Source organism: Actinomycetes bacterium, from assembly GCA_035489715.1.
Classification (GTDB): domain Bacteria; phylum Actinomycetota; class Actinomycetes; order JACCUZ01; family JACCUZ01; genus DATHAP01.
Map to the genome: position 1 here is coordinate 1 of DATHAP010000137.1, position 17370 is coordinate 17370.

Here is a 17370-nt window from a genome sequence, read left to right on the forward strand (position 1 = left end):
TTCCTTCCCAGGGAGCGGGACAACTGGGAGTCCTCCGCGGTGTTCGTGCGGGGCAAGTACCTGGCGCCCGAGAAGTGGTACGACCAGCACCGCAAGGAGTTCCAGCCGGAGACCAACTACTACGTCGGCGGCAACACCAAGTTCTACGGCGCCACGCTGTTCCGGCTCCGACCGGAGGACTTCGGCGAGCTGCGCCACCACGGCGGCATGTCGCCTGCCTGGCCGATCTCGTACGACGACCTGGAGCCCTACTACACCCAGGCGGAGCACCTGTACGTCGTCCACGGCCGCCACGGCGAGGACCCCACCGAGGGCCCGACGAGCGCCCAGTACGCCTACCCGCCGGTCTCCCACGAGCCGCGGATCCAGCAGCTCAGCGACGACCTGGAGAAGCAGGGGCTGCACCCCTTCCACCTGCCGATCGGGGTGCACCTCGAGGAGGAGGAGCCGGGCGTACCGTCGCGGGCCAGCGTGTGCATCCGCTGCAACCGGGTCGACGGCTTCCCGTGCCTGGTGAACGGCAAGGCCGACTCGCAGGTGATCTGCGTCGACCCGGTGCTCGGTCAGGACAACGTCACGCTGGTGACCGGCGCCAACGTGCGACGGCTGGAGACCGACGCGTCGGGGCGCACGGTCACCGGGGTGGTCACCGAGCTCGACGACGGGTCCGTGACGACGTTCAGCGCCGACGTCGTCGCGGTCGCGTGCGGTGCGGTCAACTCAGCGGCGCTGCTGCTCAGGTCTGCCAACGACCGTCACCCGGAGGGGCTCGGCAACAGCTCCGGCGTCGTCGGCCGGCACTACATGCGGCACAACAACCTCGCCTTGATGGCGGTCTCGCTGGAGCCCAACCCCACCACGTTCCAGAAGACGCTGGCCCTCAACGACTGGTACCTGGGAGCGGACGACTGGGACTACCCGCTCGGCGGGATCCAGATGCTGGGGAAGTCGGACGACGAGCAGATCCACGCGCAGGCCCCGCGGTGGGCCGGCCGCCTGTCGCCGGACCTCCCGTTCGAGGTCCTGGCGCACCACGCCGTCGACTTCTGGCTGTGCGGTGAGGACCTGCCCGCGGCCGACAACAGGGTCACTCTCGACCGCGACGGGGCAATCCACCTCAGCCTCGACGAGGGGAACAACGTCGAAGGGGTCAAGCGGCTGCGGCACAAGCTCGACGGCATGCTCGAGGAGCTCGGCATGCGCAAGCACCACCTGCTCGACCACAGCCTCTACCTGCACAAGAGCATGCCCATCGGCGCCACGGCGCACCAGGCAGGCACCGTCCGCTTCGGGACCGACCCTGCGGCCAGCGCGCTCGACGTCAACTGCAAGGCGCACGACCTGGACAACCTCTACGTCGTGGACACCAGCTTCTTCCCGAGCATCGGAGCGGTGAACCCGTCGCTGACCGCGATCGCCAACGCCCTCCGGGTTGGTGACCACCTGCTCGAGAGGCTGCGATGAGCTCGAAGCACCAGCTCGACGACCACGTGGCCCCCCGCCGGGTGGTGATCGTCGGCGGTGGGTTCGCCGGGCTCTTCGCGGCGCGTGCCTTCCGGCACAGCCCGGTCGAGGTCACCGTCGTGGACCGTGCCACGCACCACCTGTTCCAGCCGCTGCTCTACCAGTGCGCCACCGGCGTCCTGTCCGAAGGCCAGATCGCGGTGCCTCTGCGCGGCGTCCTGCGCCGCTACCAGAACGTCGAATGCGTGCTCGGTGAGGTCGTCGACTTCGACGTGGAGGAGCGGCGGGTGCTGGCGCTGCGCCCAGCAGGCACGCCGTTGGAGATCCCGTACGACGACCTGATCGTCGCCGCCGGCGTGCAGCAGTCCTACTTCGGCCACGACGAGTACCAGCGGTTCGCTCCGGGGATGAAGACGCTGGCCGACGCCCTCACCGTCCGCCGGCGCGTCTTCGGTGCCTTCGAGATGGCGCAGACGGCCACCGACCCCGCGGAGCGTCGCCGTTGGCTGACGTTCGCGCTGGTCGGGGCCGGGCCGACCGGGGTCGAGCTGGCCGGTCAGATCCACGAGGTGGCCACGCTCACGCTGCGGGACCAGTTCCGTCACATCGACCCGGCCGAGGCCAGGGTGCTGCTCTTCGACGGCGGCACGATGCCGCTGGCGCCGTTCGGCCCGAAGCTGTCGGCCCGTGCGGTGAAGTCGCTGACGGACATGGGCGTCGAGCTGCACATGAGCTCGATCGTCACCTCCATCGACGCCCGCGGCCTCGACGCCAAGGGTGCGGACGGCACCGTCGTCCGGCACGAGGCCGGGACCGTGCTCTGGACCGCGGGGGTCGCGGCGCCGCCGCTGGCGGAGCAGCTCGCCAGGCAGACCGGCGCGCAGCAGGACCGGGCCGGCCGGATCGCCGTGGAGCCGGACCTCACGATCCCCGGGCACCCGGAGATCTCCGTCGTAGGCGACCTGATGAGCCTCGAGCACCTGCCGGGCGTCGCCGAGGTGGCCATGCAGACGGGCTTCTACGCGGCCCACCGGATCAAGCACCAGCTCGAGCAGCGCCACGGCGTCCAGAAGCCGTTCCGCTACCACGACCTCGGCTCGGCCGCGTACATCTCCCGAGGGCGGGCCGTCGTCTCGGTCAAGCGCTTCCACGCCAGCGGGTTCATCGGCTGGCTGGCCTGGCTCGGCATCCACCTCGCGTTCCTCACCAGCTTCCGGAACCGGATCTCCGCCGTGCTCACGTGGGCCATCGCGTTCAGCCGGGAGTCCCGCCGCGAGCGGGCGTTCACGATGATGCAGACCGTCCCCGGCGAGGACGTCTACCAGCCGCAGCCGGATCGCGACCAACGTCCGGAAGGAGTCCGGCCATGATGCTCGGGTCGGTGCTGGCCGACGGCGCGGTGCTCGCCGACGGGCCCTCCCAGCTGCTGCCGGCACGGGAGCAGATGGCGTTCACGCTGATGGTGCACGTGATCCTCGTCCCGTTCGGCGTGGCCCTGCCGTTGATCACGCTGGTGATGAACTACCTCGGCCTGCGTCGCAAGGACCCGGTCGCCATCCAACTGGCCCGGCGCTGGTCCACGGTGATGGCGATCCAGTTCGCCGTCGGGGCGGTCACCGGCACCGTGCTGAGCCTGGAGTTCGGACTGCTCTGGCCCGGCCTGATGGGCAAGTGGGGAGACGTGTTCGGCATCGCCTTCGGCATCGAGGGCTGGGCCTTCTTCCTCGAGGCCATCCTGGTCGCGATCTACATCTACGGCTGGAAGCGGATGAGTCCGCGCGCCCACTTCCTCGTCGGCCTGCCGATTCCGATCGTGGCCCTGGTCGGCGCGTTCTCGATCCTGTCCGTCAACGCGTGGATGAACACCCCGCAGGGCTTCGAGCTGGACTCGGCCGGCAACCCCACCAACGTCGACATCACCCAGGTGCTCTTCACGCCGATCCTGGCGCCGCAGTACCTGCACATGATCGCGGCGGCCTACATGGTGGCCGGCTACCTCGTGGCCAGCGTGTACGCCGTCGGCTGGCTCCGCGGGCGCCGCGACCGCTACCACCGGCTGGGCTTCCTTGTGCCGTTCACCGTGGCGGCCATCGTGACCCCTCTCCAGTTCATGATCGGGGACGCCCTCGCACGCCAGGTCTTCCAGGAGCAGCCGGTCAAGTTCGCGGCGATGGAGATCGTGTGGGAGACCGGACCGGACCAGCCTGAGTACCTCTTCGGCCGGCTCCAGCCGGACGGGTCCATCGACGGAGGGATCCGGATCCCCGGGCTGGACTCCTTCCTCGCGGGCTTCAGCCGGGACACGGTGGTCAAGGGACTGACCGAGGCACCGGCCGCGGACCGGCCCAGCATCCGTGAAGCGAACATCACGCACTTCGCCTTCGACACGATGGTCGGGGTCGGGACGGTGCTGCTCGGGCTCGCGTTCTGGTTCGGCCTCGCCTGGGTGCGCCGACGAGACATGCCACGGTCGCGCTGGTTCTACCGCTGTGCGGCGGTGGCGGGCGTCGTGTCGGTGCTCGGTCTCGAGGCCGGCTGGATCACCGCGGAGGTCGGCCGGCAGCCGTGGGTCGTCTACAACGAGATGAAGGTGGCCGAGGCGGTGACCGACATCGGCGCCGGACCGATCTGGACGTCCTTCGCCGTCGTCGTGGTGATCTACAGCCTGGTCGTCTGGGCCTTCCTCAGCGTCCTGCTCAAGATGAAGCTGCGCTGGCGCCACGCCGACGCCGAGACGGCTAGGGCCGGGCTCCCGCCGGACATCCCCCAGCAGGCGGTCCCCGTCGAACGGGACGAGGTGGCGCGATGAGCTCGACCGATCTCGTCGCCCTGGTGCTCCTGCTCCTGCTGGCGGCGTACACCTGCGGTGGCGGCGCTGACTTCGGGGCCGGGATGTGGGACCTGCTCGCAGGGGACAGGGACCGCGGCGCGCGCCCACGCTCGCTGGTCGACTACGCGATGGCTCCGGTGTGGGAGGCGAACAACGTCTGGCTGGTCTTCATCCTCGTCGTCACCTGGACGGGCTTTCCCCCGGTCTTCGAGGCCGTCATGTCGACCGCCTGGGTCGCGCTCACCCTGGTCGCACTCGGCATCGTGGCGCGGGGCGCCGCGTTCGCGATCCGCAAGCCGACCCATCGGGTCGCCCGGCGTCGACATCTCGGCATCGTCTTCGGCCTCGCGTCTGTGCTCACGCCATTCTTCCTGGCCGCCACCCTCGGGGGCATCGCGTCCGGGCGGATCCCTCCGGGCAACAGCAAGGGGGACCCGGTGACCTCCTGGCTCAACCCGACCTCGGTGCTGTTCGGCATCCTCGGCCTGCTGGCCGCTGCGTTCATCGCGGCCGCCTTCCTGGTCTCGGACGCCCGCCGGTTCGAGGCGCCCGACCTGGAGGCGTACTTCCGGACGCGTGCTGTCGTCTCCGGGAGCCTGCTCCTGCTCGTCATGGCGGGTGGCCTCCTCGTCGTGCACGAGGACGCGAAGCCCCTCTACGACGGTCTCACCTCAGGTCTAGGACTCGGGTTCGCGATCGCCGCCGGGCTCTTCGTGCTCGCGACGGCGGCGCTGCTCCGCACCGGCCGGCTCCGGGGGACCCGGCTGACGGCCGTCGGCGCGCTCGCGTCACTCGTGCTCGCGTGGGGCATGGCCCAGCGGCCGTACGCCCTGCCCACGACGCTGACGGTCGACGAGGCCGCCGGCGACCCCAACACCATGCGGTGGCTGATCTTCGTGACGATCGTCGCCGTGGCGCTGATCGGACCGGCGCTCGCGCTGCTCTACCGGCTGGACCTGACCGACCGGCTGGCGGCCGACCATGACGAGGACCTCATCGAGGCGACTGGGGCACCGGGCCGCTGACGACCGCCGCGCTGTCCTCCGCCCGGTAGCTCGCCAGCAGCGCCTCCTCCTCGTCCTTCTTCGGGAAGCACAAGAACACCAGGACCGCGCCGAGGAGGATCGCGACCAGTCCGGCGGTGTACGCCCAGTCGTCGCCCTGAAGGAAGGACTCCCGCGCCGCCGAGGTGATCTGCGCCGAGTACTGCGGGTACTGCCCAGCAGTGGCTTCTGCGCTGGCGAAGGACTTGGTCAGCTCGGAGTGCACGCCGTCGGTGATCTGGTCCTTCTCCGGCGACGCGGCGATGGCCGCCGAGACGGCCGACGCGTAGCCGGCGGTCAGCAGCGCCCCGAAGATCGACTGCATGATCGCGCCGCCCAGGTCACGTTGCAGATCGGCGGTTCCCGAGGCCATCCCCGCCCGGGTGACCGGCACCGAACCGGTCAGCGAGTGTGACGCCGGTGTCCCGGCGAACCCGACACCGATCCCGATGAACAGGTAGCCGAGGCCGACCTGCCAGTAGTCGCTGCCGTCCTCCCACAGCAGCAGCATCGTGGTGAAGCCGAGGACGCAGAAGACGTAGCCGGTGAGAAGGGTGAACCGGGCACCCCGAGCCTCGACCAGCTTGGCCGAGCGGGGGGCGACCACGACCATGCCGGCAACCGCGGGGAGGATCGCCAGGCCGGCGTCGAGCGTCGAGTAGCCCAGCACGTTCTGGAGGAACTGCTGCCCCACGAACATGGCGCCCATCAGGGAGCCGAACACGATGATCCCGGCGCAGGCGGCGACCCAGAACGTCCGCCGGCCGGCGACGTGCAGGTCGTACAGCGGGCTGCGCGCCCGGCGCTGCCGAACGAAGAAGGCCGCGCCTGCCGCGAGCGCGACCACGGCCAGGCCGAGCACGAGCGTCGTCTTGCCCGGCACCGGTGCGAAGTTGATGGACAAGATCAGGCAGGCGACGAGCACGACCGACAGGATGCCGCCGAGGTTGTCCACGGGGTCGGTCGCCTCGTTCACGTGAGCCGGCACGAACGCCAGGGCCAGGAGGAGCGCCACGACTGCCAGCGGGAGGGTGATCAGGAAGACCGACCCCCACCAGAAGTGCTCGAGCATCCCGCCGGCGACCACCGGGCCGAGCGCGGAGATGCCGCCTCCCAGCGCCGACCACAGGGCGATCGACCTGGTGCGGCCCGGGCCGGCCCACAGGGCCGTGATCAGCGCGAGGGTGGTCGGGTAGGCCATGCCCGCGGAGAGCCCGCCGAGCACCCGGGCCGCGACCAGGACTGTGTCGTTCGGCGCGTAGGCGGCCAGCAGGCACGCGGGGACCGAGAGGGCCACGCCGGCCAGCAGGAGGACCTTGCGCCCGTAGCGGTCGCCGACCGCCCCGAGGTAGAGCACCGAGGCCGCCAGGCCGAGGGAATAGCCGACCGCCACCAGGTTCAGCGTCGTCTGGGAGGAGTCGAAGGCCTGACCGATCTCCGGCAGCGCCACGTTGGCCACGGCCAGGTTGAGGTTGGCCACCGCCGCCACCAGGATCAGCGAGAGCAGGACCAGCCCGGCGCGGGCCGGGGCGGTCGAGGCCTCGGGAGCGCCCATCGCTCCCTGCCCGTGCGCACCCGTGGCGGGGCCCGCCATCCGCGACCTCCTCGGCTCGGCTGCGACTCGTACCCTGCCGGGCGCGCGCAGGCACGACCTCACCCGAACCGGACGAGTCCGCGGACGCACGGCGCGGCGCATGATCGAGGCGCCAGACCAAACCCCTGACCCGAGGAGGGACCGTGTCGACGGATCCAGCCGCCCAGGACCCCATGATGACTTCCACAGGCTTGAGCAGGTACGACGACGAGCCGGTCTCCGGCTGGCTGTTCTTCGCAGGCACCGTCCTGGGGCTGGCCGGCCTCATGCGCCTGCTCGACTCGATCTGGGCCTTCCGCTACAACGGCGCCCTCCCGGACGAGCTGAGCGACGGGCTGCTCGGAGACAAGCTGACGACGTACGCCTGGGTGTGGCTGATCGTCGGCGTGCTGCTCATCGTGTCGAGCTGGCTGCTCCTCTACCGCTCGCAGCTCGCCCGGTGGGTCGGGTTCGTGGCCGCGACCATCGGTGCCCTCTCGGCGATGACCTGGATGCCCTACTACCCGATCTGGTCGCTGACGTACGTCGCGATGTTCGTGCTGACGTTCTACGCCCTCGCGGCGCACGGTGGTCGCGAGTAGGAGTCCGCTCCGGGACCGGCGCGGCGCTGACCCTAGGTTGGTCCCATGCCAGCGGGCGCAGCGAGGTCGCCGGCGGTCGAGGTGGAGGTCGGCGACCGCGACGTGCGGATCACCAACCCCGACCGGGTCTACTTCCCGGCGTCGGGCGCGACCAAGCTCGACCTGGTCCGCTACTACCTTGCCGTCGGCGACGGCATCGTCAACGCCCTGCGAGAGCGGCCCTGCATGCTGCACCGGTTCCCCACCGGGGTCGAGGGAGACAAGGTCCACCAGAAGCGGCTCCCGGCCGGAGCCCCGCCGTGGGTCGAGACGGTGCGGGTCTTCTTCCCGCGGTTCAACCGGACGGCCGACGAGCTGTGCGTGACCGAGCTGGCCAGTGTCATCTGGGCGGTCCAGATGTCGACGGTGGAGTTCCACCCCTGGAACAGCCGTCGGGCAGACACGGAGAAGCCCGACGAGTGGCGCATCGACCTGGACCCGATGCCGAAGTGCGACTTCGCGGGAGTGCGCCGGGTCGCCCACGTCGCCCACGAGGTGCTCGACGAGCTGGGCGCGACCGGCTGGCCGAAGACCAGCGGCGGCAAGGGGATGCACATCTATGTCCGGATCGAGCCGCGATGGGGCTTCCATGACGTCCGCCGGGCGGCGCTGGCGTTCGCGCGCGAGGTGGAGCGGCGGGCACCCGACCTGGTGACGACGGCATGGTGGCGGCGCGACCGGGACCCGGGGGACCTCTTCATCGACTACAACCAGAACGCCCGCGACCACACCATCGCGTGCGCCTACAGCGTCCGCGGTAACGCGCTCGCGACGGTGTCCGCGCCGGTGGAGTGGAGCGAGATCGACGACGTCCTCCCCGACGACCTCACCATCGCGACGGTGCCGGCGCGGTTCGCGGAGAAGGGGGACCTGCATGCCGGCATCGACGGCGCGGTCTTCGACCTCGAGCATCTGCTGGACTGGGCCGACCGCGACGAGCGAGACGTCCGCGAGGTGCCACAAGAGCCGCAGGGGTGATCCGGCAACCCCTCGCCGGGACCGCGGCGCGGCCGTAGGGTCGGGTCATGACCACCCTTGTCGTGGTGCTCGCCACCTGCCTCTTCGCCTGGTGCGCGATCCTGATCGTGATCCGTCAGGCCGTGCGCGCCGCTCGTCGTGCCGGAGCACGCCTCTCGGACCGGGCCGGCAGCTCGCTGCGTGCGTACGGCACCGGCCCCGCCGCCGAGGCCGCACGGCTGCGACGCGACATGGACCGGGCCGTCGCGGGCGCCCGCCGGGCGCTGACGGCAGCGACCTCGGTCGGCGCCCCGACCGGCGACGCCCGGTCGCTGCTGGCGCGGCTCGAGCTCGCCGCCCGGTCGGTCGACGGGGAGCTGCGGGTCATCGAGGCGCACCCCGACTCCGCCCGGGCCGGGCCCGCCGTGGTCGGCCCGCGCGAGCGGGCGGGACTCGTCCGGACTGCGGCCGCAGAGCTGGTCGACGGTCTGGTGGACGCCGCCGGGCACGACGCCGATGACCTGGCGCTGCTGCACACAACGTGCGTGATCGAGGCAGAGGCGCTGCGCGAGAGCGGTCGCAGGGCTCGGTCCAGGGTCGTCTGAGCACTCGTCCCGGGCCGACCCGCGGCAAGCTCCGGGACTGTCGGCGGCCGGGCATAGCGTGGCCGCCATGGAGATCAAGCTGGAGCTCGTGTTCGTGCCCGTCACCGATGTCGACCGCGCCAAGGCGTTCTACGTCGACAAGGTCGGGTTCCACGCCGACTTCGACCAGAGGGTGAGCGACGAACTGCGCTTCGTGCAGCTGACGCCGCCGGGGTCGGCGTGCTCGATCGCGTTCGGCACCGGGCTGGGCCTCGACATGGCGCCGGGCACCCAGAAGGGGCTGCAGTGTGTCGTGGCCGACGCCGACGCCGCCCGCGCAGAGCTGGTGGACCAGGGTGTCGACGCCAGCGACGTGGACGAGCAGGCCTGGGGCCGCTTCGTCTACTTCGCCGACCCCGACGGCAACAGCTGGTCCTACCAGCAGATCGTGCGGCCCGGCGGGTGACTCCCGCCGGGCCCGAGAGCCTCAGCCGTTGAGGATCTTGTTCTTCTGCACCTCGAACTCGATCTCCGTCAGGACACCCTGCTCCTTGAGCACGCCGAGCTCCTTGAGCTGAGCGATCTTGTCGTCCATGCTCGGGGCGGCCGGCGGCGGGGCAGGCGCGGCGTACTGCTGCTGCTGTTCGTACTGCTGCTGCTGCTGCTCCTGCTCCTGGGCCTGCCACCGCCCCGCCTGCCGCCGCGAGACCCGGTTCGACACCGCGGTCGCGGTCCCGGCGATGGCGGCCGTCCGGGCGACGCCCCTGATCAGTCCTGGCATGGCTGTTCTCCTTCGTCAGTAGGTCACGCGGACTGGTCGGCCGAGTCGAGTGCGGCTACCAGGTCTTCCGCCGGGATCCGGCCACTGGCGACCACCTGGGCCCCTCCGCGCAGCAGGGCGGCGGCGAACGGGGCCGCCCAGGTGTTCGCGTACAGCAGGATGCCGGCCGAGTTTCCGGGCTCGAGGGCATGGGAAGCCTCGTCGACGTCGTCCTCGCCGATGAGCCCGGAGCGGACGCCTTCGAAGATCGCGACGTCCAGCTCACCGTCGGCGTCGAGATCGGCGATCGCCAAGCCGGAGATGCTGCCGTCGAGGTCCTTGCGGACGAACACCAGGTCCAGGATCCGGATGATGCCGCGGTCATGGAGATCCACCAGGAGCGGGAGCCCGTCCCCGGTCATCTTGTTGCCGGGGAACTCGACCACCAGGTAGTCGACCGGGCCGATCTCCGCGATGACCTCAGTCATGACAGCACCACCATCCCTACGTCCAGGTCGACCGGGTGGCCGACTCAGCAGTCGCACCCACTCTGGCGGCCGCCCTCACCCTCTGCATCACCCGCGAGGGATGAGGCGCCTTCGATCACTCGGAACGGATGATGCCGAGGCGCCTCGTCGCACCCCAGCATGGAGACTCAGGCGCACGACGGCAGAAGGAGCCCGACATGAGTCAGTACGCCTCCACCCCCTCGTCGAGCGAGCAGGACCGGCTGGCGGGCTACGACAATCCCCCGACCGGGTGGACGGGCTGGATCGTCTTCGCCGGGATGATGATGATCATCCTCGGGACGTTCCACGCCTTCCAGGGCCTGGTCGCCCTCTTCAAGGACGAGTACTACCTGGTCGGCTCCAAGGGTCTGACGGTCAACGTCGACTTCACGACCTGGGGATGGGTGCACCTGATCCTCGGGATCGTCGTTGCGCTGGCCGGTGCGGCTCTGATGGCCGGTCAGATGTGGGCTCGGGTCGCCGCCGTGTTCCTGGCGTTCCTCAGCGCGATCGTGAATGTCGGCTTCCTCGCCGCCTACCCTCTATGGTCCTCGCTGATGATCGGCCTCGACGTCCTGGTGATCTGGGCCGTCACCGTGCACGGCGACGAGATGAAGGCCCTCCGCTAGAGGGCCCGGCTATCCGGGCGACCCCTCGCGTCGGCCGGCGGGGCCGGAACAGGGCGCAAGGTGAGGAGCTCCGGCCCCAGCGCTGGCCCGAGGACCCTGCGACCCGACATCTGGTCGCGCTCCCGGTGCACCGACCCCATCGAGCCGTTCCCGGTCACGCGCCCGGTGCCGAGGTCGTGATCTCGGTGATGCCTCCCATGTCCACCGAGTGGTCCTCAGCCGAATGCGGTGACCTGCGGCGGCACCGCTGCGGGTTCAGTGTGCGAGCTGCTTGAGCAGTGCGAGGGCCAGGCCGAGCGAGCCCAGGAGGGCAGCGCTGCGCACCGACTCCAGCACGGTCCGCCCGCCCAGCCGGCGGGCCAGGAACCCGTCGACGGTGATCAGCGCGATGGTGATGCCGATGGCGATGTTGAATGCGCGGTCAATCTGAAGCACGCCGATCCCGGCCAGGACCAGGACCAGGACCGGTGCCTCGGCCGAGAGGGTGATCGGCCCGAGCTCGTGCAGCTTGGCCCTCCGCTCGTCCCGGGTCGATGCCCGGCCCAGGTCGAGCTCGAGGCCGAGCAGCTCGGCGTAGAGCTCGGCCGCGAGGACAGTGAGGACGGACCCGGCGACCGTGATCGCGGAGACCCACGGTCCAGGCGGGTGGTCCTGCATGGCCAGCAGCAGCGCGAGGACCACGACGGCCCCGTAGACCCCACGGGCCGCGAGGTGGCCGTCGCTGCGGCCGTGGTGCGGCACCAGGTGCGGGCGCAGCAGACGTGGGAGCCGGCGCTTCGGCGCAGCGTCGGGGGGCGGCCGGTCCGCTGGCTTCACGTGGCGGGCTGCTCCGCGCCGGCGTGCAGCTCGTGACGGCGCATCAGCCGCCAGACGAGGTAGGAGATGGCACCGGTCACGATCGGGAGCAGGTAGGTCAGGGCCCGGTAGACCAGCACCCCGGCGACGACGGCGTCGTGCGTGGACTCGCCGAGGACCGAGACGTATACGGCCGTGTAGGCGATCTCCACCACGCCGACGCCACCCGGCGTGAGGTTCACGATGGTGAAGATCCGCCCGACCGTGTAGAGCAGGAAGCCCAGCGTCAGAGGCATCTCGGCGCCGGTGATGCCGCACGCCCACAGGCACGTGACCAGGAGCACACCGTTGATGAGGTAGCCGCCCACGATGCACCCCATCAGTCCCCAACCGTGGTTGCGCAGGACGTCCACCGTGTCGGCCCGCAGGGCGACGCAGCTTTCCGGCCAGGTGCTGACCGGCGCCTTGCCGACCATCCGGCGCAGCGGGTTCACGCACACCTGGCCGATCCTGCCGACCCCGGCCGCGAGCCGCTCGCTGCGCCCGACCGCCCCGACGACCGCCACCGCCACGACGGACAAGACGAGGGCACCGATGCCGAAGGCCCAGGCGTGGGTGGCGTCGTCGGCGGCCGGCATCCCGGCCAGCGTCCAGACGACGAAGGCGAGGCCCGGCCCGGCGAACACGAGGACGTCGGTGGAGACGCTGACGCCGATGGTGGCGCGGGTGAACCGCTCGACCGAGACCCCCCAGGACCGCAGGATGACGAACTGCGAGGCGGTGCCGGACGGGCCGGGGATCACGTTGGACACCGCCGACGACGCCTCCCGCGCGATCAAGGAGCGCCCGAGCGGCAGTCCGGGCGTGATGACCGTGTAGGCCAGCGCCAGCAGCACCCGGATCAGCAGCGCGAGGACCAGCATGAGCACGATCGCACGGGGTCGCAGCTGGGCCAGCGACTCCCACACCTCGTCGAAGTCCGCGACCTTCGGGATGATGGCGAGGAACAGGACGACGATCAGGCCGCCCGAGACCGCGGCACTGAGGACCTTGAGGAAGACCGACCGCGGCCCGGGCGGCGCGCCCAGCGCCTCGGCGGGAAGTGGGGAGACGGGTGAGCTGTCTGCGGGCTCGGCCTTGCGACTCATGGCATCCTCCTGACGTGCCCGAGGAACACCCGCTGTGCTGCGCGCCGCGGCGCATGAGCGAGGCTGCCCCGCGAGCCACTGACTCGCCCGTCACCGGTGCGGGCACGGTGCGCCGCGACGCTGACGACGACGATGACGGTCTGGTGGAGCTCGCCGGCGGCACCTTCCTCATGGGCAGCGAGGACCCGGGCGCCTACGCCGAGGACGGCGAGGGACCGGTGCGCGAGGTCTCGCTGAGCCCGTTCCGGCTGGACCGTCACACGGTCACGAACGCGCAGTTCGCCGAGTTCGTCGCGGCGACCGGGCACGTCACGGACGCCGAGCGGGTGGGCACGGCGTTCGTGTTCGGGGGCTTTCTGCCCGACGACTTCCCGCCGACCCGGGGAGTCGTCGAGGCGCCGTGGTGGCGCGAGGTGGAAGGCGCCGACTGGGCTCACCCCGAGGGCCCGCAGAGCGAGGTCGCGGACCGCGCGGACCACCCCGTCGTCCAGGTCTCCTGGGACGACGCGCAGGCCTACTGCGCCTGGGCCGGTCGCCGGCTGCCCACCGAGGCGGAGTGGGAGTTCGCGGCGCGCGGCGGCCTCGAGCAGCAGCGCTTCCCCTGGGGAGGCTCGCTGACACCGGGCGGCGAGCACCGGATGAACGTCTTCCAGGGCACGTTCCCGGAGCGCAACGCCGAGCGGGACGGTTACGCCGGGACGGCTCCGGTCGGCGCCTTCCCGCCCAACGGCTACGGGCTGCACAACATGACCGGCAACGTGTGGGAGTGGACGGCCGACTGCTGGTCCACCACCTGGCACCGCGAGCAGGGGGAACCGCTCATAGACCCGGCAGGTCCGCCGGTCGGTGACCGGCGGGCGCTGCGCGGCGGGTCGTACCTGTGCCACTCGTCCTACTGCTGGCGCTACCGCACTTCGGCCCGGATGGGGAGCACCCCGGATACGCCGACCGGCAACGTCGGCTTCCGGTGCGCAGGACTCGGCTGACGACAGGGCGACCGACCCCGGTCAGGCCTTGCCGAGGTCGCTGGTGGACAGCGCCCAGATGACGAAGACGTCCAGGGTGAGGACGACGATCGCCCAGACCGGGTAATAGGGGATCCACAGGAAGTTCGCCACGGCGGACAGCCCGGCGGCCAGGATCCCGACGCTGCGCGCGAACAGGTTGCCGGCAAAGATCCCCAGGCCGGCGAGGAAGAGCACGATTCCGAGGATCAGGTGGGTCCAGCCCCAGACGCTCGAGTCGAACTTGAACACGTAGTCGGAGGTCCGGACCAGGAAGTCGTCCCCGTCGATCACGGCGACCAGGCCCTCGAAGAACTGGAACAGGCCGACCACCATGAGGATCGACGCGGCGAAGACGCTCAGCCCCGCCGCCCATGGCGATCCGCCGGCCGGTGGTCGGGTCGAGTGTGTAGTGGTCATCGGGTCCTCCTCGTGGGGGCGACGGCGCACCGACGTTAGGCGCGGCCGTGCGGCGCGGCGTCACCCGGCTCGGGTGAGTAGATCTCCACAGGCCGTTCGTCGTCGCGGTACGTGTGGTGCCCCAGGTGGGCCAGCCACCGGCGCAGCTGCTGGTGCACCTGCTCCGCCCCGACGACCTCGCCCCCGGGGTCGGGCAGGTCGGCGGGGTAGAGGAGGAACGGCCGGGTCTGCGCGCCGCCCATGCCGCCGTGCGAGCCCACCAGCTCCTCGAACGCCGCGACCTCGTCGGTCTGGGTGTCCCACAGCGAGTTGACCATGATGTCGGCGCAGTGCGGGTAGGAGTCGGTGAGCGCGACCTGGGTCCGCGCGTGCGGGCCGAAGTCGGCCAGCGGGTCACGGCCGCGGACCGCGCCGGTGGCCAGCTGAAGCTCGCCGTCGCGCGACAGCACGAGCGGGCCGCGGTCCGCGGACGCGACGAGCAGGAAGCCGATGCCCGGATGCGCGCACAGCGCCGGCAGCAGCTCCGGGTGGAGCGCGTCGATCCGCTCCCGGGTGACCCGGCCCGGCTCGCCGGTCAGGTAGACCAGACCGAGGTTGCCCGACGCCAGAACCATCAGCTCGCCCGGGTGGTCGGCGTCGAGGGGCGCCGCGCTCTCGGGGCCGAGCACCACGTCCCCGTCCTCGCGGCGGCGGCCCCGGGTCGCCCGGTCGGCGGCCCGGCCGCCCAGCCCCGGTCCGGCGGCCACCTCGGTGAGCGCCCCGCCGGCGTAGCCCCACGACTCCTCGCCGGCGCTGCCCGCGTCCTGCTCGCCGGCGTCGGCGACCGTGCGACCGCAAGCCTCGCTGACCAGGTCGGACAACGTGCGTCCGTAGCGGGTCCGGAAGGTCGCGCCCTGGCTCTGGCCGTGGTCGGAGAGCACGACGATCCGGTACGGCCGTGACACCTCGTCCGCGGCCCGCGCCAGCCGACCCAGCTCGTGGTCGAGGCGGCGCAGCACCTCCAGCGCGTCGTAGCGCTCGACGCCGGAGTGGTGGGCCACCTCGTCGTAGCCGACGAAGTCGGCGTAGACGACCGACCGCCCGTCGCGCATGTCTCCGACCAGGGTCGCGACGATCACGTCCCTCGAGAGGACCGTCGTGAAGGCCCGCAGCAGCGGGTAGACACCACCGCGGTGCACCCGGGGGAGCACGTCACGGCGGCGCTGCACCCGGCCCTGGTGCCTCTCGCGCACAGCCTCGGCCAGGAAGCCGAGCAGGGTGCGCATCGCGGTGTAGGGCTGGGAGAAGTAGGCGTAGTAGCCGGCGCCGATCCGCCCGCGCTTGCGCCCGGCGCTGGACATGGTCAGCACCGAGTCCTCGGCGTCACCGGTGAAGATGTTGCCGCGGCTCGCGCCGTCGGCGTGCAGCAGGCCGTGACCGGTCGACAGGCGCCGCTCGAGCTCGGCGGCGTGCCGCGGCCGGTTGGACACGTACGTCTTCCCGGTGTCCTTCTCGAACCACCGGAAGGCCGGCATGTCGTAGTGCGAGCCCATCAGGATCCCGGCCTGCGAGGCCCCGGTCTGCGACGACCAGCCGGTGGTCCACGCGGTCAGCCGGTGGCTCCCGGACGCCAGCCAGTGCGCGATCGTCGGCGCGTTGCCGTCGCGGACGGCGCGTTGCAGCACCGGGTGGGCGAGCCCGTCGATCTGCACGAAGAGGACGCCCGGCACCTGCCTGTCGCCCTCCGTCGCTGCCGGTGTGCGGCTCCTCCGCAGCAGGTGGCGGAGCACCACGTCGTCGTCGTCCAGGGCCAGTGCTGCGGTGAGCGTCATCGAGACGACCGTGACGGCCACAGCGACGGCCAGCGCCCACCAGAACCCGTCCACCGTGACGTCGTCCAGCGCCCAGGCGACGAAGGCCACCATGCCGGCGTTGAGCGCCAGTGGCGCGAGGCCCAGCGTCAGCACCGTGAGGGGGAGCGCCAGCCGGACCAGCACCGGCCAGACCAGGGCGTTGAGCAGGCCGAGCAGGGCGGACGCCACGAAAGCGGGTCCCAGGCCACCCACGTCGAAGCCGGGCAGCAGGGCGCTGACGAGCAGCAGCGTCAGCGCTGCGACCACCCAGACGACGAGCAGGCGCCACAGCGGGCGCAGTCCCGGTCCCGGGCCGCCCTTCCGACGGCTCACGACGCCTCACCTGCGGTCGGCGCCGGCTCGGCGATCGGCCGGCCGGGGACGGGCACGACGACCGTCGTGCCGGGCGAACGCTCGGCCACCAGCTCGGCGAACCGGTCGGCGACCCCGAGCAGGTGGCTGCGGCGGGCCCGCCAGGCGACCGGGATCCGCAGGGTCCCCCAGTGGACCGGGACGGCCAGCCGCGGCCGCAGCAGCGCGACGGCCTCGGCGGCCTCGACCGCGCCCATGTGCCCGTCGCCGAGGGTCAGTCCCCAGCCCGACACCGGCAGCAGCGCCACGTCGATGCCGGCGTCACCCGGCAGGTCGGCCATGCCGACGAAGAGGTCGGTATCGCCGGCGAAGTAGACGGTCCTCGAGCCCTCCACGAGGTAGCCGACGGCTTCGGCCCACGGACCGCGGCGGTCCCGGCGGCCGTCGTGCACGGCGGGCGTCGCGGTGACCCGCACCTGGCCGACCCCCGTCGTGCTTCCCGACGGCAGCTCCTCGACCGCGCCCCGCACGGACCGGCGCACCACACGGCCGGCGCCGGCCGGCGCCAGGACGCGAGTGCTGCGGGGGAAGCGGCGCAGCGACGGCAGGTCGGTGTGGTCACGGTGCAGGTGGGAGAGCAGGACGGCGTCGACGCCGGCCAGGGCCGGCTCGGTCCCCGGCGAGGTCGTCCGCCGCGGGCGGTGACCGCGCGAGTGCAGCGGTCCGACCCGGGCGCGCAGCAGCGGGTCGGTGACCAGGCGGACCCCGTCCACCTGGATCTCGACGGTGGCATGGCCCCACCAGGTCACCGTGCAGGCCTTCGACACCGCGGACCGGGGGAGCGGCCCCCGGCGGTCCTCGGCCGGCAC

The 17370-nt window shown here is 71.6% G+C and carries 18 protein-coding genes; 10 read left to right on the forward strand and 8 right to left on the reverse strand.

The genetic code is table 11. The annotated features are described in order from the left end of the window. The 4 genes from VK640_10930 to VK640_10945 all read left to right on the forward strand — a co-directional run. On the forward strand, positions 1-1464 hold a 1464-nt coding region (locus VK640_10930; protein ID HTE73698.1), incomplete at its 5' end, for a GMC family oxidoreductase. Then, complete coding sequence (locus tag VK640_10935; protein HTE73699.1) at positions 1461-2834, forward strand: NAD(P)/FAD-dependent oxidoreductase; 1374 nt, start codon at positions 1461-1463, stop codon at positions 2832-2834. The genes VK640_10930 and VK640_10935, both read left to right, overlap by 4 nt. Next, the gene (locus VK640_10940) at positions 2831-4273 is read left to right on the forward strand and encodes a cytochrome ubiquinol oxidase subunit I (GenBank protein HTE73700.1); all 1443 of its coding nucleotides are present in this window, start codon (positions 2831-2833) and stop codon (positions 4271-4273) included. Before VK640_10935 ends, VK640_10940 begins: the two co-directional genes overlap by 4 nt. Beyond that, the gene (locus tag VK640_10945; GenBank protein ID HTE73701.1) at positions 4270-5319 is read left to right on the forward strand and encodes a cytochrome d ubiquinol oxidase subunit II; all 1050 of its coding nucleotides are present in this window, start codon (positions 4270-4272) and stop codon (positions 5317-5319) included. The genes VK640_10940 and VK640_10945 overlap by 4 nt, the downstream gene beginning before the upstream one ends. Here the strand turns inward: VK640_10945 and VK640_10950 are convergent. Then, entirely contained in the window at positions 5288-6892 is a 1605-nt protein-coding gene (locus VK640_10950; GenBank protein HTE73702.1) for an MFS transporter, read from the reverse strand. The genes VK640_10945 and VK640_10950 overlap by 32 nt on opposite strands. Before the next feature lie 215 nt (positions 6893-7107). Here VK640_10950 and VK640_10955 point away from each other — a divergent pair, with 215 nt between their 5' ends. The 4 genes from VK640_10955 to VK640_10970 all read left to right on the forward strand — a co-directional run bounded on the left by VK640_10955 (position 7108) and on the right by VK640_10970 (position 9558). Continuing rightward, on the forward strand, positions 7108-7512 hold the full coding sequence (locus VK640_10955) for a hypothetical protein (GenBank protein HTE73703.1): 405 nt from the start codon (positions 7108-7110) through the stop codon (positions 7510-7512). Positions 7513-7557: 45 nt separating this feature from the next. Next, a complete protein-coding gene (gene ligD / locus VK640_10960; GenBank protein HTE73704.1) occupies positions 7558-8529 on the forward strand; it encodes a non-homologous end-joining DNA ligase in 972 nt (323 codons plus the stop codon). Positions 8530-8576: 47 nt separating this feature from the next. Beyond that, entirely contained in the window at positions 8577-9113 is a 537-nt protein-coding gene (locus VK640_10965; protein HTE73705.1) for a hypothetical protein, read from the forward strand. A gap of 67 nt (positions 9114-9180) precedes the next feature. Further along, on the forward strand, positions 9181-9558 hold the full coding sequence (locus VK640_10970) for a glyoxalase superfamily protein (protein ID HTE73706.1): 378 nt from the start codon (positions 9181-9183) through the stop codon (positions 9556-9558). 21 nt (positions 9559-9579) lie between these two features. Here the strand turns inward: VK640_10970 and VK640_10975 are convergent, their stop codons facing one another. Together VK640_10975 and VK640_10980 are read right to left on the reverse strand one after the other, a co-directional pair. After that, positions 9580-9873 carry an SHOCT domain-containing protein gene (locus tag VK640_10975; GenBank protein HTE73707.1) on the reverse strand — a complete coding sequence of 98 codons (294 nt, stop codon included), beginning with the start codon at positions 9871-9873 and terminating at the stop codon, positions 9580-9582. A 23-nt stretch (positions 9874-9896) separates the two neighbouring features. Further along, positions 9897-10340, reverse strand: a complete 444-nt coding sequence (locus VK640_10980; GenBank protein HTE73708.1) for a DUF6325 family protein — start codon at positions 10338-10340, stop codon at positions 9897-9899. A gap of 197 nt (positions 10341-10537) precedes the next feature. On the opposite strand from VK640_10980, the gene VK640_10985 reads away from it, so the two are divergent. Then, on the forward strand, positions 10538-10990 hold the full coding sequence (locus tag VK640_10985) for a hypothetical protein (GenBank protein HTE73709.1): 453 nt from the start codon (positions 10538-10540) through the stop codon (positions 10988-10990). A gap of 255 nt (positions 10991-11245) precedes the next feature. On the opposite strand, the gene VK640_10990 is transcribed toward VK640_10985, so the two are convergent. Together VK640_10990 and VK640_10995 are read right to left on the reverse strand one after the other, a co-directional pair. Beyond that, on the reverse strand, positions 11246-11806 hold the full coding sequence (locus tag VK640_10990) for a hypothetical protein (GenBank protein HTE73710.1): 561 nt from the start codon (positions 11804-11806) through the stop codon (positions 11246-11248). Continuing rightward, positions 11803-12933, reverse strand: a complete 1131-nt coding sequence (locus VK640_10995; protein ID HTE73711.1) for a YbhN family protein — start codon at positions 12931-12933, stop codon at positions 11803-11805. Before VK640_10995 ends, VK640_10990 begins: the two co-directional genes overlap by 4 nt. 14 nt (positions 12934-12947) lie before the next feature. On the opposite strand from VK640_10995, the gene VK640_11000 reads away from it, so the two are divergent. After that, a complete protein-coding gene (locus VK640_11000; protein ID HTE73712.1) occupies positions 12948-13919 on the forward strand; it encodes a formylglycine-generating enzyme family protein in 972 nt (323 codons plus the stop codon). 21 nt (positions 13920-13940) lie between these two features. Here VK640_11000 and VK640_11005 read toward each other — a convergent pair whose 3' ends face one another. The 3 genes from VK640_11005 to VK640_11015 are packed head-to-tail and all read right to left on the reverse strand — an operon-like array spanning position 13941 to position 17370. Continuing rightward, complete coding sequence (locus VK640_11005) at positions 13941-14357, reverse strand: hypothetical protein (GenBank protein HTE73713.1); 417 nt, start codon at positions 14355-14357, stop codon at positions 13941-13943. Positions 14358-14392: 35 nt separating this feature from the next. Beyond that, entirely contained in the window at positions 14393-16522 is a 2130-nt protein-coding gene (locus VK640_11010; protein HTE73714.1) for a phage holin family protein, read from the reverse strand. After that, positions 16519-17370 (reverse strand): MBL fold metallo-hydrolase, encoded by an 852-nt coding sequence (locus tag VK640_11015; GenBank protein HTE73715.1) that lies wholly within the window; start codon positions 17368-17370, stop codon positions 16519-16521. Before VK640_11015 ends, VK640_11010 begins: the two co-directional genes overlap by 4 nt.

Coding starts and splice junctions, on each gene's coding strand:
- VK640_11005 (HTE73713.1), bottom strand. CDS start 14,357: ATGACCACTACACACTCGACCCGACCACCGGCCGGCGGATCGCCATGG.
- ligD (HTE73704.1), top strand. CDS start 7,558: ATGCCAGCGGGCGCAGCGAGGTCGCCGGCGGTCGAGGTGGAGGTCGGC.
- VK640_10985 (HTE73709.1), top strand. CDS start 10,538: ATGAGTCAGTACGCCTCCACCCCCTCGTCGAGCGAGCAGGACCGGCTG.
- VK640_10980 (HTE73708.1), bottom strand. CDS start 10,340: ATGACTGAGGTCATCGCGGAGATCGGCCCGGTCGACTACCTGGTGGTC.
- VK640_10995 (HTE73711.1), bottom strand. CDS start 12,933: ATGAGTCGCAAGGCCGAGCCCGCAGACAGCTCACCCGTCTCCCCACTT.
- VK640_10955 (HTE73703.1), top strand. CDS start 7,108: ATGACTTCCACAGGCTTGAGCAGGTACGACGACGAGCCGGTCTCCGGC.
- VK640_10950 (HTE73702.1), bottom strand. CDS start 6,892: ATGGGCGCTCCCGAGGCCTCGACCGCCCCGGCCCGCGCCGGGCTGGTC.
- VK640_10940 (HTE73700.1), top strand. CDS start 2,831: ATGATGCTCGGGTCGGTGCTGGCCGACGGCGCGGTGCTCGCCGACGGG.
- VK640_10970 (HTE73706.1), top strand. CDS start 9,181: ATGGAGATCAAGCTGGAGCTCGTGTTCGTGCCCGTCACCGATGTCGAC.
- VK640_10975 (HTE73707.1), bottom strand. CDS start 9,873: ATGCCAGGACTGATCAGGGGCGTCGCCCGGACGGCCGCCATCGCCGGG.
- VK640_10965 (HTE73705.1), top strand. CDS start 8,577: ATGACCACCCTTGTCGTGGTGCTCGCCACCTGCCTCTTCGCCTGGTGC.
- VK640_10945 (HTE73701.1), top strand. CDS start 4,270: ATGAGCTCGACCGATCTCGTCGCCCTGGTGCTCCTGCTCCTGCTGGCG.
- VK640_10935 (HTE73699.1), top strand. CDS start 1,461: ATGAGCTCGAAGCACCAGCTCGACGACCACGTGGCCCCCCGCCGGGTG.